The sequence below is a fragment of the Allobosea sp. NPDC055594 genome (assembly GCF_053618995.1).
This window is the reverse complement of record NZ_JBSHIO010000008.1, coordinates 219532-235633: the sequence shown is the minus strand read 5'-3', so window position 1 is coordinate 235633 and position 16102 is coordinate 219532. Positions and strand designations below refer to the sequence as shown.

Annotated in this window: 16 protein-coding genes; 7 read left to right on the top strand and 9 right to left on the bottom strand. The window is 67.1% G+C overall.

The features are described from left to right. Positions 1-18: 18 nt before the first annotated feature. Positions 19-1452 (bottom strand): MFS transporter, encoded by a 1434-nt coding sequence (locus tag ACWGRX_RS18040; protein WP_452118655.1) that lies wholly within the window; start codon positions 1450-1452, stop codon positions 19-21. Between ACWGRX_RS18040 and ACWGRX_RS18035 the strand changes: the two genes are divergently transcribed. Together ACWGRX_RS18035 and flhA are read left to right on the top strand one after the other, a co-directional pair. Continuing rightward, the gene (locus tag ACWGRX_RS18035; protein WP_452118654.1) at positions 1415-1855 is read left to right on the top strand and encodes a hypothetical protein; all 441 of its coding nucleotides are present in this window, start codon (positions 1415-1417) and stop codon (positions 1853-1855) included. The two genes, ACWGRX_RS18040 and ACWGRX_RS18035, sit on opposite strands and share 38 nt — an antisense overlap. 210 nt (positions 1856-2065) lie before the next feature. Beyond that, positions 2066-4189, top strand: a complete 2124-nt coding sequence (gene flhA / locus ACWGRX_RS18030; RefSeq protein WP_452118653.1) for a flagellar biosynthesis protein FlhA — start codon at positions 2066-2068, stop codon at positions 4187-4189. A 95-nt stretch (positions 4190-4284) separates the two neighbouring features. On the opposite strand, the gene ACWGRX_RS18025 is transcribed toward flhA, so the two are convergent. Next, positions 4285-4842 carry a helix-turn-helix domain-containing protein gene (locus tag ACWGRX_RS18025; RefSeq protein WP_452118652.1) on the bottom strand — a complete coding sequence of 186 codons (558 nt, stop codon included), beginning with the start codon at positions 4840-4842 and terminating at the stop codon, positions 4285-4287. A 136-nt stretch (positions 4843-4978) separates the two neighbouring features. On the opposite strand from ACWGRX_RS18025, the gene ACWGRX_RS18020 reads away from it, so the two are divergent. Beyond that, entirely contained in the window at positions 4979-5866 is an 888-nt protein-coding gene (locus tag ACWGRX_RS18020; protein WP_291633229.1) for a DMT family transporter, read from the top strand. A 109-nt stretch (positions 5867-5975) separates the two neighbouring features. Here ACWGRX_RS18020 and ACWGRX_RS18015 read toward each other — a convergent pair whose 3' ends face one another. After that, a complete protein-coding gene (locus tag ACWGRX_RS18015; RefSeq protein ID WP_291647216.1) occupies positions 5976-7070 on the bottom strand; it encodes a lysylphosphatidylglycerol synthase transmembrane domain-containing protein in 1095 nt (364 codons plus the stop codon). 278 nt (positions 7071-7348) lie between these two features. After that, a complete protein-coding gene (gene copM, locus ACWGRX_RS18010) occupies positions 7349-7723 on the bottom strand; it encodes a CopM family metallochaperone (protein WP_291647217.1) in 375 nt (124 codons plus the stop codon). A 170-nt stretch (positions 7724-7893) separates the two neighbouring features. Here copM and ACWGRX_RS18005 point away from each other — a divergent pair, with 170 nt between their 5' ends. Continuing rightward, positions 7894-8511 carry a GNAT family N-acetyltransferase gene (locus tag ACWGRX_RS18005; RefSeq protein ID WP_452118651.1) on the top strand — a complete coding sequence of 206 codons (618 nt, stop codon included), beginning with the start codon at positions 7894-7896 and terminating at the stop codon, positions 8509-8511. Positions 8512-8522: 11 nt separating this feature from the next. On the opposite strand, the gene fliJ is transcribed toward ACWGRX_RS18005, so the two are convergent. Further along, on the bottom strand, positions 8523-8936 hold the full coding sequence (fliJ, locus tag ACWGRX_RS18000; protein WP_291633237.1) for a flagellar export protein FliJ: 414 nt from the start codon (positions 8934-8936) through the stop codon (positions 8523-8525). 236 nt (positions 8937-9172) lie between these two features. Between fliJ and ACWGRX_RS17995 the strand changes: the two genes are divergently transcribed. After that, the gene (locus ACWGRX_RS17995; protein ID WP_452118650.1) at positions 9173-10375 is read left to right on the top strand and encodes an MFS transporter; all 1203 of its coding nucleotides are present in this window, start codon (positions 9173-9175) and stop codon (positions 10373-10375) included. 145 nt (positions 10376-10520) lie between these two features. Beyond that, positions 10521-11108, top strand: a complete 588-nt coding sequence (locus tag ACWGRX_RS17990) for a TlpA disulfide reductase family protein (RefSeq protein WP_452118649.1) — start codon at positions 10521-10523, stop codon at positions 11106-11108. A gap of 8 nt (positions 11109-11116) precedes the next feature. Here the strand turns inward: ACWGRX_RS17990 and fliI are convergent, their stop codons facing one another. Next, entirely contained in the window at positions 11117-12457 is a 1341-nt protein-coding gene (fliI, locus tag ACWGRX_RS17985) for a flagellar protein export ATPase FliI (protein ID WP_291633240.1), read from the bottom strand. Between the two features lie 346 nt (positions 12458-12803). Here fliI and ctrA point away from each other — a divergent pair, with 346 nt between their 5' ends. Beyond that, a complete protein-coding gene (ctrA, locus tag ACWGRX_RS17980; RefSeq protein WP_291633241.1) occupies positions 12804-13505 on the top strand; it encodes a response regulator transcription factor CtrA in 702 nt (233 codons plus the stop codon). Between the two features lie 145 nt (positions 13506-13650). Here the strand turns inward: ctrA and ACWGRX_RS17975 are convergent, their stop codons facing one another. The 3 genes from ACWGRX_RS17975 to ACWGRX_RS17965 all read right to left on the bottom strand — a co-directional run bounded on the left by ACWGRX_RS17975 (position 13651) and on the right by ACWGRX_RS17965 (position 16096). Beyond that, positions 13651-14553 (bottom strand): CheR family methyltransferase, encoded by a 903-nt coding sequence (locus tag ACWGRX_RS17975; protein WP_452118648.1) that lies wholly within the window; start codon positions 14551-14553, stop codon positions 13651-13653. Then, positions 14550-15644: a chemotaxis-specific protein-glutamate methyltransferase CheB gene (cheB, locus tag ACWGRX_RS17970; protein WP_452118647.1), complete on the bottom strand. Its 1095-nt coding sequence runs from the start codon at positions 15642-15644 to the stop codon at positions 14550-14552. The genes ACWGRX_RS17975 and cheB overlap by 4 nt, the downstream gene beginning before the upstream one ends. Positions 15645-15730: 86 nt before the next feature. Beyond that, positions 15731-16096: a response regulator gene (locus ACWGRX_RS17965; protein ID WP_291633244.1), complete on the bottom strand. Its 366-nt coding sequence runs from the start codon at positions 16094-16096 to the stop codon at positions 15731-15733. Positions 16097-16102 lie beyond the last annotated feature (6 nt).

Genomic DNA, 16102 nt, shown 5'->3' with positions numbered 1-16102 from the left:
TCCTTCCCTGAAGCTGCTTCATCGTGCGCCGAGCGGGCGGCTGACCTCCTCCAGCGAACGCCTTTCGGCTCGAACGGCGAACTTGCTGGCGACCAGCCCGGCGCCGATCATCAGCAGGGCGCCGAACAGGTAGCCGCCGAAGACGCTGATGCGCGAGCCGGTGTCGATCAGGGCGCCGAACACCCAGGGGCCAGCGACGCCGCCGAGCGCCGTGCCGAGCGCATAGAAGACAGCGATGGCCAGCGCCCTGATCTCGAGTGGATAGGTCTCGCTCACGGTCAGATAGGCCGAGCTTGCGGCCGCCGATGCGAAGAAGAAGACGACGCTCCAGCAGGCGGTGAGCTGGCTGGCGGTGAGCAGGTCGCGCGCGAACAGGAAACCGGTGGCGGCCAGCAGCACGCCGGAGAGAACATAGGTCGAGGCGATCATCGGACGGCGGCCGAGGCTGTCGAAGAGCCGTCCGAGCAGCAGGGGCCCGAGGAAATTGCCGGCGGCGAAGGGCAGGATGAACCAGCCGATCGCATTGGAGGGCACATCGTAGAAATCGGTGAGGATGAGCGCGTAGCTGAAGAAGATGGCGTTGTAGAAGAAGGCTTGCGACGACATCAGCGCCAGCGCCACCAGCGTGCGCGGCCGGTGGCTGACGAAGAGCGTGCGCATGACCTCCTGCATCGGGGTGAAGCGCCGCGGCCGCAGGGTCAGGGTCGGGAGCGGGGTCTGCGGCGGTGGGGCGGGGGCGAAAGCCTCGATCCGCGCCACGATGGCCTCGGCCTCGGCAAGGCGGCCATGGCTCATCAGCCAGCGCGGGCTTTCGGGAATCCAGCGGCGCAGGAAGAGGATGATCAGGCCGAGCGTGGCGCCGATAAAGAAGGCGAGCCGCCAGCCGATCTCGGGATCGATCACCCGGGGATCGAGCAGCACGATCGCGCCGATCCCGCCCATGGCGGCGCCCACCCAGAAGGAGCCGTTGATGACGAGGTCGGTCCAGCCGCGGACCCGGGCGGGGATGAGTTCCTGGATCGTCGAGTTGATCGCCGTGTACTCGCCGCCGATGCCCATGCCGGTCAGGAAGCGGAAGAGCAGGAAGCTCCAGAGATTCCAGGAAAAGGCCGTTGCGGCCGTCGCGGCGAGATAGACGAAGAGGGTGATGGTGAAGAGGCGCTTGCGGCCGAGCCGGTCGGTCAGCCAGCCGAAGAACACGGCGCCGATCACCGCGCCGGCGAGATAGGCCGCTCCGGCGAGGCCGATCTCGGTGTTGCTGAAGCGCAGGACCGGGCTTTCCTTCAGCGCGCCGGAGACGGCGCCCGCCAGGGTGACCTCGAGCCCGTCCAGGATCCAGGTGACGCCGAGCGCGACGACGACGAGGGTGTGGAAGCGCGACCAGGGCAAGCGGTCGAGCCTGGCGGGAACATCGGTGACGATCTCGTCGGCGACAGGGCTTTTCTGGCTCAACGGCTTCAACCCGGTTCTCCGCGCCGATGGCGGCACAAGCGAAGAAGGCGGCGCAATGCGCCGCCTTCCCCGGAAACTGCTAGCGAATGATCACCGTATGGCTCGGACGCCGCACGGCAACGGGCCGGCGGTGGCGATGATGATGGCGGTGGCGGCGATAGACATGGCGGTGACGAGGGTGATGGCGGTGCCGATGGTGGTGCCGGCGATGCTGCGTGAACTCGGCCGGCGCCGCGTCGAGGGCTGCCTTGGTCGTCGCGTCGAGCGCGGTCGCATCCGACTGGGGCGCGGCCGGGGCAGGAGCGGCGGGTGCGGCCTGGGCGCTCGTCAGGGCGCCGACCGCTGCGAGGCCACCGAAAAGGCTCAAAACAAAGGAACGTCTATCCAAAGCATCCTCCAGTAATTCCGGCTCGCGGAGCAATGTTGTCGACCCGGACGCGAGTTGGCTGGCCGAATGCGGCCAGAACACGGCCATTCGATAACGGTCTGTTCAGGGAAAGGTTCCAGGCGGGAATTTTCGACCCGGATTAACCACTCGTTTACCATGAGCCCGGCAAGAATTGCCGGGTACGGGGCGCGCCTTGCGATGCCCGTGCCGGGAGTGGGTTACGCGATGAGCGATGTGACGGCAGGCACCGGCGGCGGCATGACCATGCCGACCCGCGGCCAGGTGGGCAGCCTGCTCAACCGCCCGGACCTCTTCCTCGCGATCGGCGTGATGGGCATCCTCGTGGTGCTGATCTTCCCGCTGCCGGCGGTGCTGCTCGACCTGATGCTGGCGCTCTCGATCATCCTGTCGGTGTTGGTCCTGATGACGGCGCTGTTCATCGAGGAGCCGCTGGAATTCTCGGCCTTTCCGACGGTCCTGCTGATCGTCACCATGTTCCGGCTGGCGCTGAACCTCGCTTCGACGCGCCTCATCCTCGCGCATGGCCATGAGGGGGGGGCGGCGGCGGGCCATGTCATCGAGGCCTTCGCCAATTTCGTGATGAGCGGCAATTTCGTGATCGGGGTGATCGTCTTCACCATCCTGATCATCGTCAATTTCGTGGTCATCACCAAGGGTTCGGGCCGCATCGCCGAGGTCGCCGCGCGCTTTGCGCTCGATGCATTGCCGGGCAAGCAGATGGCGATCGATGCCGATCTCTCGGCCGGGCTCATCGACCAGGACGTCGCCAAGACCCGCCGCAAGGCGCTCGAGGACGAGGCTTCCTTCTTCGGCTCGATGGACGGCGCCTCGAAATTCGTGCGCGGCGACGCGATCGCAGGTCTTCTGATCACCTTCATCAACGTGATCGGCGGCATCATCATCGGCGTCGCGCAGCAGGGCATGAGCTTCAGCGCCGCCGCCACGAACTACACCCAGCTGACGGTCGGCGACGGTCTCGTCAGCCAGATCCCGGCGCTGATCGTCTCGACCGCCGCTGGCCTGCTCGTGTCGAAATCGGGTGTGCGCGGCGCCGCCGACAAGGCGCTCGGCAAGCAGCTCTCGGGCTATCCCAAGGCGCTCGGCATGTCGGCGGCGGTGATGGCGCTGATCGCGATCCTGCCCGGCATCCCGATGGTCCCCTTCCTGCTGCTGGCCGCCGGCTCGGCCTGGCTCGCCCGGCATTTCGGCCAGCTCGCCAAGGAGCGTGCGGTGGAGACCGCGCAGGCGGCCCAGGACGCTTCGCCGCTGGCCGCCGACGGCATGCCGAAGGAAGAGACGCTGAACGATCTGCTCAAGCTCGACGAACTCAAGATCGAGATCGGCTACGGGCTGCTGCCGCTGGTCAATGCGCCCGGAGGGGCCGACCGCCTGACCGACCAGGTGCGGGCGCTGCGCCGGCAGCTCGCCGCCGAGCTCGGCTTCGTCATGCCGGCGGTGCGGATCGTCGACAACGTCCAGCTCGAAGCGAACCACTACTACATCAAGATCAAGGAGATCGATGCCGGCCACGGCGTCGTCTATGCCGGCCAGTACATGGCGATGGATCCGATGGGCGGCAGCGTCAACCTGCCTGGCCACAGCGTGCTGGAGCCGACCTTCGGCCTGCCTGCGACCTGGATCGACGCGGCGCTGCAGGACGAGGCGCAGCTGCGCGGCTACACCGTCGTCGACGCCGCCACCGTGATCTCGACCCATCTCACCGAGGTGCTGAAATCGCACATGCCGGAGCTGCTCTCGCATGGCGAAGTGCAGAAGCTGCTGCGCGAACTGCCCAAGGACCATGCCGATCTCGTCAAGGAGATCGTGCCGCACCAGATCTCGACCACCGGCATCCAGCGCGTGCTGCAGCTGCTGCTCGCCGAGCGGATCTCGATCCGCGACCTCGCGACCATCGTCGAGGGCATCGCCGAGGTCGCCGGCAGCATCAAGAACCCGCGCGACATCGCCGAGCATGTCCGCGTCAGGCTCGCCCGCCAGATCTGCGCCCAGTTCTCCAACCAGAACGGGCAATTGCCGATCATCACCCTGTCGCCGGCCTGGGAAAGCGTCTTCGCCGAGTCGATCGTCGGCCAGGGCGAGGACCGCCATCTCGCCATGCAGCCCTCGCGCCTGCAGGACTTCGTCCATGCGGTGCGCGACAAGTTCGAGGATGCGGCGCGGATGGGCGAGATGCCGGCGCTGGTGACCTCCGGCATGGCCCGGCCCTTCGTGCGCCAGATCGTCGAGCGCTTCCGGCGCGAGACGCCGGTGCTCTCGCAGGGCGAAATCCACCCGCGCGCCAAGCTCAGGACGGTCGGGAGTGTGTAGCAGCCGCCGGCTTCACCGCGAAGCGCATCGTCATTCCGGGCTCAGACCTGCGGCCTGTCCCGGAATGACGGCGTCTCGTTCGACTGCGCCGACAGCTATCGTCGCGACACCACCACGAGATAGCGCGCCGGCTCGGGGCCGGGATTGCTGAAGCGGCAATCGGAAGGCGGGCCGAGTTCCATGCAGTCGCCGGGTTCGAGCCGCGTGACGACGCCGCCCTCGTCGAAATCCAGCATTCCGGACTGCATCCAGATCTGCTGGCGGATGAAGGCGTAGGAGCTGGCGGGGTAGCCGATGGCGGCGCCGGGCGGCAGCTCGCCGGCGACCAGTTCGAGGTCGCCATTGCCGGCCGGCGAGATGGCGCGCCGGACGAAGCCGGTCTCGGGGTCGCGCCAGGAGGGCTGGTCGCCCGCGCGCCGCAGGCGTTCGCCGGCGCTCTCGATGCGAGCCAGGAGATTCGACAGGGTCAGGCCGAAAGCCCCGGAGAGGCGTCCGAGCAGCACCGCCGTCGGGCTGGCCTCGCCGCGTTCGATCCGGCTGATCATGGCGCGCGAGACGCCGGAGCGCTCGGCGAGATCGTTCAGACTCCAGCCGCGGGCCTCGCGCTCACCGCGTAGCCGCTCTGCCAGTCTTGACCCGAGATCGTCCATCATCATACCCTTCTTTCTTATATAGTAGACTGCGTCAGGGGTATTGGCCAGATGGCGAGGCAAGCGCTCTGCATTGCCGCCATGGCTGCATGTCCGGCTCGCATTGGCTCTTCCCCGTCACCCCCGCTAAGCGCAGCCCATGTCCCGCAACGCCGCTCTCTTCGCGCTGATGTGCCTGGTCTGGGGGCTGACCTGGCTGCCGATCAAGGTCGGAGCGCAGCATGTGCCGCCGGTCTTCCTCGCCGCAGCACGCTTCACCATAGCGGGCACGCTGATGCTCGCCTGGGCGGGGCGCGACCTCAAGCTGGTTCCGGCGGATGCCTGGCCGCGGCTGATCGCGACGGCGGTGCTGCTCAACACCGGCAATTACTCGCTGCTGTTCTGGGGGGCGGCGCAGGCGCCGAGCGGACTCGCCGCAATCGTCAATTTCGCGACGATCCCGATCTTCACCATCATCGCCAGCCGGATGATCGAAGGCCATGAGATCGGTGCTCGCAAGCTCGCGGCCATCGGCCTCGGCACGCTCGGACTCGGCTTCCTGTTCGCGACGCGGGCGCTTGGCGGGCTCGAGGCGGCAAGCGGCAACCCGCTGGAAATCTGGGGCCTCGCCGCGATCGCCCTGGGAACGCTGCTCTATTGCTTCGGTGCCGTCCTGGCACGCCCGATCGCCAGCCGCATGCCGACGCTGGCGCTCGCCGGCTGGCAGACGCTGATCGGCGGGGTCGGTCTTTGCCTCGTCTCGGTCAGCTTCGAGACCGTGACGGCCGCGCATTTCCAGGCGCTCGTCGCGTGGCCGACCCTGCCTTCGCTCGCCTTCCTCGTCGTCGGCGGCTCGCTGATCGGCTTCACCGTCTATATCCGACTGGTGCGCGACTGGGGCGCCTTCCGGGCCGGCCTCTATGCCTTCATCAGCCCGGCGGTCGCGGTCGCCGCGGGCGTGCTCGTGCTGTCCGAGCCGTTCGGCTGGAGCGAAGCCCTCGGCAGCCTCCTGATGTTCGGCGCTGCCGCGATCGCGCTCAAGCGCTGAGCGCGTCGCCTCCTTTTGCAATGCCATCAGAATTCGGGGGCCGGGTTCAGACGTTCAGTCTGCCCGGCAAAGACGGCATGGTTCCATCGCAAGCGAGCGAGCTGAAGCCTCAATCCGGCTTGTCGATGTGCAGGGCCGCGGCCTTGGCGGCCGCCTGCTCCTGCGCCTTCACTTGTGTCTCATGCGCCATCGTCTTGCGCAGTTGGGCACGCTCGAAGGCGAGCACGACCGGCAGCGACAGCACCAGCGGCAGGATCAGGTAGAACAGGCGCCAGATCAGCAGCGCCGCGAAGACGGCGGGCGCGGGCACGCCGGGCATGACGGCGAGGAAGACCGCCTCCATCACCCCGACGCCGCCGGGAACCTGGCTGAGCAGCCCGGCCGAGAACGAGATCAGGAAGGCGCCGAGCACGATGAAGAAGCCGGGATTGCCCTGGTCTGGCAGGGCGAAATAGATGATGCCGGCCGCCCCCATCAGTTCCAGCGGCGCGGCGAGATATTGCCGGAAGACGATGGGCAGGCGGGGATAGACCAGTTCGAACTTGCCGATCCTGAGCGGCTTGAAGCGCAGCCACGAGCCGATGGTGTAGAGCAGGCAGAAGCCTAGCAGGCCGAAGCCTATAAGCCTCGCCTGGGTGTCGCCGATGCCGAACCATTGCGAGAGGCGGTGGAGCGGGCGCAGGATCTGCGGCTCGCCGACGAGGACGAGGCCGAGCAGCAGGATGGTGCCGAAGGCGAAGGTGAAGGAGCAGAGAGCGACCAGGACCGCGATCTCGGCCGCGGAAAGCCCTTTTGCGTGATAGGCGCGGTAGCGCACCATGCCGCCCGAAAACACCGAGGCACCGATATTATGCGACAGCGCATAGGTGACGAAGGAGCAGAGCGAGATATAGGGCCAGGAAATGCCCTTCTCCTTGCGCAGATGGAGCAGGGCGATGCGGTCATACCAGGCCAGCGCGGCATAGGCGACGAGCGTGGCGAGGCCCGCATGGAAGAAGGCGGCGGGCGAGATCAGCGCGATCTTCTCGCCGATGCCACCGGCGACGATGCCGATGCTCTCCCAAAGTCCGGCATGCTCGAGGCGCGCGCTCATCGCCTCGTTGGTCAGCGCCTCGGCCTTGAGCTTGTCCCAGAGCAGTTCGACCGACCAGATAACGGCGACGAGGCCGATCAGCGGCCAGAGATAGTCGAGATATTTCTTCATGAAACCCGCAGGCGGCCGGACGGCGTGAAGGATGGCGGAGAAACAAGGCTATGCGCAGTCAGCAGCCTGCGCATGCGAGAACCGCGCGGGTCGCGTTTCGTCTCTCTGCCAGCGCGCCGCGGCGAGGGCAAGCGGCCCGGCTGGCATTCCGGCGCCGGGTTGCCCGCAGCGGCGGCCAGGGCCTTTCCGCGTTTTTCCTGAAACGCGGAAAGACACTCATTCATCGCTTCATCGCATTTTCCTCATGTGAGCCGGTACCGGTTTCGCATTGAAAATGCTCAGTGGCCGTTCTTCTTCAGCCAGGCCTGCATGAAGGCGATCTCCTTCTCCTGTTCGGTGATGATGGCGTTGGCGAGCTTGCGCAGTTCCGGATCCTTGCCATGGGCGAGCACGACCTTGGCCATGTCGATCGCGCCCTGATGATGCGGGATCATGCCGCGCACGAAATCGGCGTCGGCATCGCCGGTGAAGGCGATCATCATGTCCTTGTGCATCTTGTCGTTCACGGCCTTGTAGGCTGCGGTCGCCGGGCTGTCCGAGGCGCTGGCGCCGTGGCCGGCATGTCCCTGATGGCTCTGGGCGAAGCCGGAGCCGGAGGAGGCGAGGGCGCCGGACAGGGCGAGACCGGCGAAAAGCCTGCGGTCGATGGTCATCGGGTATCCTTTCGAAGCACTGAGCCGCCATCAGGCCGCACCGGGCAGAGCCGGGTATCGCCTGTGGGCGGGCTGCCGGACGAACAGCCGGCCTGGTCCAGTTGGGCCGGGATCATGTCATGATCGCGGCGAAACGAATCGAGCCCGGGCGGCCGGCCCGGCGGAGCCCCATGTTCGAGACCTTCTCCATCAGCCTGAACGGCATCACCGATCTGCCGCCGGGCAAGCTCGCCGCCATCGTGACCTCGCTGGAAATGCGTGCGGCGCCGCCGTTGAGGCCTGATCCGCCGGGCACGGGAGGGCTTTCTCTCGAACAGATCGGCGCCGCCGACACGGCGCGCTATCTTTCGATCTACCGGGTGCTCGGTGAGCGCTGGATGTGGTTCAGCCGCCTGGTCAAGCCGGCAGCCTACAGCGAGGCGATCCTCGCCGACGCGGCGGTGCTGTGCTTCGTCGTCCGTCTCGATGGGCGCGACGTCGGGCTGCTCGAATTGGATTTTCGGGTAGCGGGGGAGGGCGAGCTCGCCTTTTTCGGCCTCGAGGAGAGCGTGCTCGGCAAGGGCGCGGGGCGCTGGCTGATGAACCGGGCCCTGGAACTGGCCTGGGCCCGGCCGATCTCGCGTTTCTGGGTGCATACCTGCACGCTCGACCACCAGAGCGCGCCGGAGTTCTACCAGCGCTCTGGCTTCGAGGCGTTCAAGCGCAGCATCGAGGTGGTCGACGATCCCAGGCTCGCAGGGCATCTACCGCGAGCCGCGGCACCGCATCATCCGGTGATCGACGGATAGGGCGGAAGCGCTCAGATGCCGGCGCGCGGCGTGCGCAGGCCGATCGAATCCATCATCGCCTGATCGCGGGCGGCGTCGGCGGCGCGCTCGGAGGCGCGTTCGCGATCCTCGAGGATCTCGACCTTCTTCATTTCCTCGAAGGCCTCCTGGAGCTCGCCCTTGGCTTCTTCGAGCTGGCCCTGCAGGTTGTCGGCGGACTGGCGCAGATTGTCCCGGCGGCCGAGCGCTGCCTTGGCATAGGTCGGGTAGGCGAAATGGGCGGGATCGGAGATGCCGGCGCGGGTTTCCTCGTTCTGGATCTCGCGGTCCAGATCGCCCGCCATGCGGTGAAACTCGGCGATCATCATCTCGATCTGGCTCACACGGCGGCGCTTCTCGTCCACCTGGAACCGTTTGAGACGCAAAAGGGTCTCTCGCGACTTCATGTCGGCTCTAACTCCTGATTACGCATGGCGGCGCACCGACCCCTCGGCGCGGCGCCCGAAAGACTTCCGCGAGACGAAAAGGACAATGGCGCAAGGAGGTTGACCGTTCCTTACCGGCAGAGACCGCATTTGACGCATGTTGCATCTGCACCGCAAAGCCTGCCGCTTCCCTGACGACTCGATTACCGTCGCCGGAATCAAGAACAAGCACCGAGCGTGCTGTCGGACTTTTCGCCTTGCCTGGCTCTTTCCGTCTCCCCCAGCACGGGCCGCTTCTCGCCGGCCTCGCCCTCACCCGGATCATCGGCTGGGGGTCGATCTATTATTCGCCCTCGGTCCTGGCCGCCTATCTCGACCGGGATCTCGACCTTGGCCCGGCCGTGGTCTTCAGCGGCGTGACCATCCTGCTGGTCACCGGTGCCGCGTTTTCGCCGGCGCTGGGGCGCCATCTCGACCAGCGCGGCACGCGACAGGCGATGTGCGTCGGCGCGGTGATAGCCGCGATCGGGCTCGCACTGCTCTCGCAGGTGCAGGGGCCGGTGAGCTATCTGGCAACCTGGTTCGTCATCGGCATCGGCCATGCGATGCAGCTCGCCAACACCGGCAATGTCACGGTCGCGCAATTGATGGGCGAGCGTACGCGCCGGGTGATCGGGCTGATGATGCTGGTGTCCGGGCTCGCCTCCAGCGTGTTCTGGCCGCTGACGGCAGCGCTTTCGGCGGCCTATGGCTGGCGGAGCTGTCTTCTGATCTTCGCCGCCACCCAGTTGCTCGTCGTCCTGCCGATCCATCTCGCCATTCCGCGCTACCGTATGAAGCCGGCGGGCGAGGCGCCCGAAGCCGCGCAGGCGGAGGGCGATGAAGGCCGGGTGCCGCTGTCGGAACGGCGGGCGATCTTCTGGTTGATGGCGCTGAGCTTCTCCGCCAGCGGCCTGGTCTCCTGGGGGCTGCCGCTGCACGTCATCGGCCTGATGCAGAGTGCCGGCCTCAGCAATGCGGCGGCGGTGGCGATCGCCACGCTCAGCGGCCCTGCGACCTTGGCCGCCCGGGCGATCGATGCTGTGGCGGGGCACAGGCTGCCGGTCGAGCGTGTCGCGCTCGCCGGCCTCGCGCTCGGGCCGCTGTCATGCCTGCTCATGGCGCTCGCACCGGGCTCGCCCCCGGTCGCGATCGCCTTCATCCTGCTGTTCAACGCCGCGATGGGGGTGATCGCGGTCGCGCGCGCGACCTTGCCGCTGGCGCTGTTCGGCCGGCTCGGCTTCGGCAGCATGCTCGGGCGCCTGGCCGTGCCGCAGAACCTGACATTCGCGGCGGCCCCGCTGCTGTTTGCGTTGATGATCGAGCGGATCGGCCCGGCCGGAGCGCTCTACATCTCGGCGGCGATCCAGTTCACGGCGCTGCTGGCCATGGCGCTGCTGGTCCGTCGGCTCAGGGGCTGAGCCGAGCCGGCGCAAATGTCGCGGTCCCTGCCTTGGGGGCGCCATGTTAGGGCAGGAACAGTGCCGGGTCGTCACCGCTTCCGTTCGTCCCGGAGCGCCGTACTGCGCATGGCGATGCGCGCCCAATGCGAGAATCTCCCGTCCTATGCCGTTTCCGTCACTATCCCGCCGCCTGGCCCTGCAGACCTTGCTGGGGGGGCTCGCTGTGTCGGCCCAGGCCGGCGGCCGCCCGCCGGTCTTCCGCACTTCGCGCTATCAGTTCCGGGAGCTCGACCCTGTCGTCGCCATGACGCCGCTGAAGCTGGCGCGGCTCGACGGCAAGCCGGCCCTGGCGAAGCCGACGAGCGGGAAGGTCACTTTGGTCTATCTCTGGGCGACCTGGTGTCCGGTCTGCCGGATCGAGCTGCCGCGCTTCGAGCGTCAGCTGGCGCAGCTCCGGCGGGACGGCGTCGAGCTGCTGACGATCGCCACCGATGAACGCGAGCCGGCGCATGTCAGGGCCTATCTCGCCCGCCTCGGCGTGAAGCAGCTCCCGGTCTTCCTCGATCATGGCGGCACGCGGCTTTCAGCGCCGCGCGAGGATGGCAGCGAGGCGCCGTTCTCTCTCTCCGAGGGGTTGCCGATCACCTATGTCCTCGATCCGCGCGGCGGGGTGCGCGGCTATCTTCTCGGGGAGGCGGACTGGACCGAGCCGGCAGCGCGGGCGCTTCTCGCGCATTTCGCCGACAACTGAGCCGGGACTCACATCCCCATGATGCGGGCGAGCCTCGCATAGCCGTCGCCCAGTCCGGTCGCCTCGTCCTTGGCCTGTTTCAGGAAGGCCTCGAGCTCTGGATTGAGGCGGATCGCCTCGTCGACCTCGGCGGAGGCGCCCTGGCGATAGGCGCCGAGGCGGATCAGCTCCTCCATGTCGGCATAGGTCGCGAGCGTGGCGCGCGCCTTCTGCACCACCGGATAATAGGCCGGATCGCAGGAGCGGGGCATGGTGCGCGAGACCGATTTCAGCACGTTCACCGCCGGGTAGCGGCCGCGTTCGGCGATGCCGCGTTCCATCACGATATGGCCGTCGAGAATACCACGCACGGCATCGGCGACCGGCTCGTCATGGTCGCCGCCGTCGACCAGCACGGTGAACAGGCCGGTGATGGCGCCGTCGCCCGTCCCCGGCCCGGCGCGCTCCAGCAGCCGCGGCAATTCGGCGAAGACGGTTGGCGTATAGCCCTTGGTGGTCGGCGGCTCGCCGGCGGCGAGGCCGATCTCGCGCATCGCCATGGCGAAGCGCGTCACCGAATCCATCAGGCACATCACCTGCAGGCCCTGGTCGCGGAAGAACTCGGCCAGCGCCAGCGTCGTCAGCGCCGCCTGCTTGCGCATCAATGCCGGCTCGTCCGAGGTCGCAACGACGACGACCGAGCGAGCGAGCCCGTCCGGTCCGAGATCGTCCTGCAGGAACTCCTGGACCTCGCGGCCGCGCTCGCCGACCAGGCCGATGATGTTGACATCGGCCCTGGCATAGCGGGCGAGCATCGAAAGCAGCACGGATTTGCCGACGCCGGAGCCGGCGAAGATGCCCATGCGCTGGCCGAGGCAGCAGGTCAGGAAGGTGTTGAGCGCCCGCACGCCGAGATCGAGCGGCGGGCCAACACGGCGCCTGGCATGGGCCGGCGGCGGATCGTTGCGGAAGGGGATGGTGGTTTCGCCGAGCGGCAAGGGCGGCCCGCCATCGACGGGGCGGCCGAGCGCGTCGACGACGCGGCCGAGCCAGGCCGTGGTCGGCCGCAGGCCGGGAACCGTGCGCTCGACATAGGCCGGGCAGCCGCGCCGGACGCCGTCGAGCCCGCCATAGGGCATGACCAGGGCCTTGTCGCCGGAGAAGCCGATGACCTCGCAGGGAATCCGGGTTCCGGCCGCGATCTCGATGCCGACGCGCCCGCCCAGGCTCATCGCCGAGATCGGCCCGGAAACCTCGACCATCAGCCCTCTAACGGCGCTGACCCGGCCATAGACGGTCATTCCCTCGATGCCGCCGACGAGCGCGGCAAGATGGGAAAGCCGTTCCGGGTCACGCTGTCCACTGCTCATGATGGCTTCCGTCAACCTTTCATTTACCTCTGTGATTAACACTGCGTTTCGAAGCTATGCCGCTGGGAAATGCCGATTTGGGGCAATTCCTCGGGGCGAGCTTCCGCGAAGGGCGCTTTCGCGGCTGAAGCAAGATCGATCCGTGTCAAATTCGACTCACCTGGGCAAGGATCGTTAGCTTTCTCCGAAGAAGCGCTTGCGCCCGGGAATCAGGGTTTGTTAACCATTTCCCCGGTAGCGTGTCGCGTGGCGTTTCATCAGGCAAGCTTTCGCCGTCCAGGGCCGTGGGGGTTCGGGACGGAGTCAATTCGGATCGCTGGCCTCGGGGCGAAATTGGGGACGTGACATGCGGGTTCTGCTGATCGAAGACGATAGCGCAACCGCCCAAAGCATCGAGCTGATGCTGAAGTCAGAGAGCTTCAACGTCTATACGACGGACCTGGGCGAAGAGGGCGTCGATCTCGGCAAGCTCTACGATTACGATATCATTCTGCTCGACCTCAACCTGCCCGACATGTCTGGCTACGAGGTCCTGCGGTCCTTGCGCGTCGCCAAGGTCAAGACCCCGATCCTGATCCTCTCCGGCCTCGCCGGCATCGAGGACAAGGTGAAGGGCCTGGGCTTCGGCGCCGACGACTATCTGACCAAGCCGTTCCACAAGGACGAGCTGGTCGCGCGCATCCACGCCATCGTGCGTCGCTCGAAGGGCCATGCCCAGTCGGTGATCACGACCGGCGATCTCGTCGTCAATCTCGACACCAAGACCGTGGAGGTCGATGCCCAGCGCGTCCACCTGACCGGCAAGGAATACCAGATGCTGGAGCTGCTCTCGCTCCGCAAGGGCACCACGCTGACCAAGGAGATGTTCCTCAACCATCTCTATGGCGGCATGGACGAGCCCGAGCTCAAGATCATCGACGTGTTCATCTGCAAGCTGCGCAAGAAGCTGGCGAACGCCTCCGACGGCAAGAACTACATCGAGACGGTCTGGGGCCGCGGCTATGTGCTGCGCGAACCGTCCGACGCCGAGGAACGCATCCCGGCCTGAGATTTCGTCATCAGCGTGTCATCACCGGCGCGCTACAGGAAAGTCACCTGATCGTCGGATGTACACGACAGGTGAACGGGGACCCCGCCGCGAGGCGGGGTTTTTGTTTGGGCCTCATGTCGAGCAGGCGATCGGGGGAAGGGGCTCAGCCGAGCGGGGCGAGGGCCGGCGGCAGCTGGCGCGGTCCGGTCTCCGAGGCAGGCTGCGCCGGCGGCGTCGATGTCGCCGCCTGGCGGCTCGCCGCGTCGCGATAGAGACCGCGATGGACGGGATCGGGCACAAGCGTGGTGGTGATCCCGATCACGGTCTCGGCTGCGCCGAGAACGAAGGCGCCGTGCGGGGCGAGGCGCTGCGACAGCGCCGCCATCACCCGCGCCTTGGTCGGAACGTCGAAATAGATCAGGACGTTGCGGCAGAAGATCACGTCGAACTGGCCGAGATGGCTGCTCGATTCCAACAGGTTGTGCGGTTTCAGCTCGACCATGGCGCGGATGCGCTCATTGACGCGCCATTTGTCGCCCTCCTGGCGGAAATGCTTGATCAGGAGCTGGATCGGCAGGCCGCGCTGCACCTCGAACTGGCTGTAGAGACCCTGCCTCGCCTTCTCGAGCACTTCCGTCGAGATGTCGGTGCCGAGGATGTCGATCTTCCAGCCCGCGAGCCGGGGCGCCGCGTCGTCGAGCAGCATCGCCAGTGAATAGGCCTCTTGGCCGCTCGAGACCGCAGCGCACCAGATGCGCAGATGCCGGGTTCTGGCATTGCTGGCGAGCTTCTCGGGCAGGATCACGTCGCGGAACAGGTCGAATGGCGTGCGGTCGCGGAAGAACAGGGTCTCGTTGGTGGTCATCGCCTCGACGACCGCGGTTTCGAGCTCCCGGCCTGGCTCGCGCCGCAGCATCGCGACCAGCGCGCCGATGCCCTCGATGCCGCGCCGCCGGCAGAGCATGCCGAGGCGGCTTTCGACCAGATAGCGCTTCTCATGGCTGAGATGCAGGCCGGAGCGAATCTGCAACAGGATGCGCAGGAAATCGAAATCCTGTTCCGTCATGCGCCGTGGCCTCCGCCGACCAGGGCGCGAATGGCCGGCCCGATTCCGGCAAGGGGAATGACGGCACTGGCGTGGCGAGCGCGGACCACGGAGCCCGGCATGCCCCAGATGGTGCTCGAAGCCTCGTCCTGGGCGATGACGGCTGCCCCGGCGCGCCGCAGCGAAGCGGCTCCCTCGGTGCCGTCGCTGCCCATGCCGGTCATCACCAGGCCGAGCGCTGCCGAACCGAGATGGCGGGCTGCCTCATTGAAGAGCACGTCGACGGCCGGGCGGCAGAAGCGTACGGGCGGGCCGTCGCTGATGCTGGCGACGATATGACCGAGCCTGCGATCGATGCCGAGATGGCGTCCGCCCGGTGCGACATAGACGGTGCCGCGCGCGAGGCGCTCGCCGTCATAGGGTTCGCGCGCCGGCACGCCGATCTGCGCGGCGATCTGGTCGGCGAAGGAGGCGGTGAACAGCGGAGGCATGTGCTGCACGATCAGCGTTGTCAGATTGTGGACGGCATCGCCGAGATCGGACAGCACGCGGGCGACGGCGCGCGGGCCACCGGTGGAGGCGCCGATGACGAGATAGCGCGGTGGTATCGTGATGAGCGGCCTGAGATCGACCACGCTGCCCGGAACGAGCGCGGGCGCCAGGGCGGGCTCGACATCGGCGGGAGCGCTCTTGCTTCGCGCCGGGTCGATGCTGGCGAGCTTGCTGAGGAACTCGGCCCGGAAATCGAGGGAGAGAGTGAGGCCGCTGCGGCTATCGGGCTTGGGCAGGACGTCCACGGCGCCCAGCGTCATGCATTGCAGCGCGAGCTGCGCATTGCGTTCGGTCAGCGCCGTCGTCACCAGTACGGCGGTCCCGGGGCTCTGTCGGACCAGACGGGTCAGGGCGGCGATGCCATCCAGGCCCGGCATGTCGATGTCGAGCACCACGATGTCCGGATGATGGCGGGCGGTATGCTCGATCGCCGTCTCGCCATCGCCGGCGACGGCGACGACATGAAACCTGCCGCTCTCACCGAGCCAGCGCGCGAACAGCCCGCGCACGACGACCGAGTCGTCGGCGATCACCACGGTGCTGGGCCGCGGGGCGGTCATCAGCGTCGCATTCGGGGGAGGCATCGGCGGCGAAGGGGTCCCGGAAGGGTTGAAAAGGCAGTCAGGAAAGGTGCGGCTGAGTCAGCTCAGAGCAGGCCGACCTGGTGGAATTTCGAGGCGACTATGTCCTTGTCGAAGGGCTTCATGATGTACTCGTCGGCGCCGGCATGCATGGCGCGGGCAATGTGGGCGATGTCGTTCTCGGTGGTACAGAACACGACCTTGGGGCGCTTGCCGCCCGGCATCTGACGCAGATTCCTCAGAAAGTCATAGCCGTCCATGATCGGCATGTTCCAGTCGAGCAGGACCGCGTCGGGCATCTCGCCGCGGCAGGAATCGATCGCGCGCGCTCCGTCTTCCGCCTCGGCGATACGGAACTGCAGGCCTTCGAGGATCCGGCGGGCGACCTTCCGGATGACGGCTGAGTCATCGACCACGAGGCAGTATTTCATCATGTC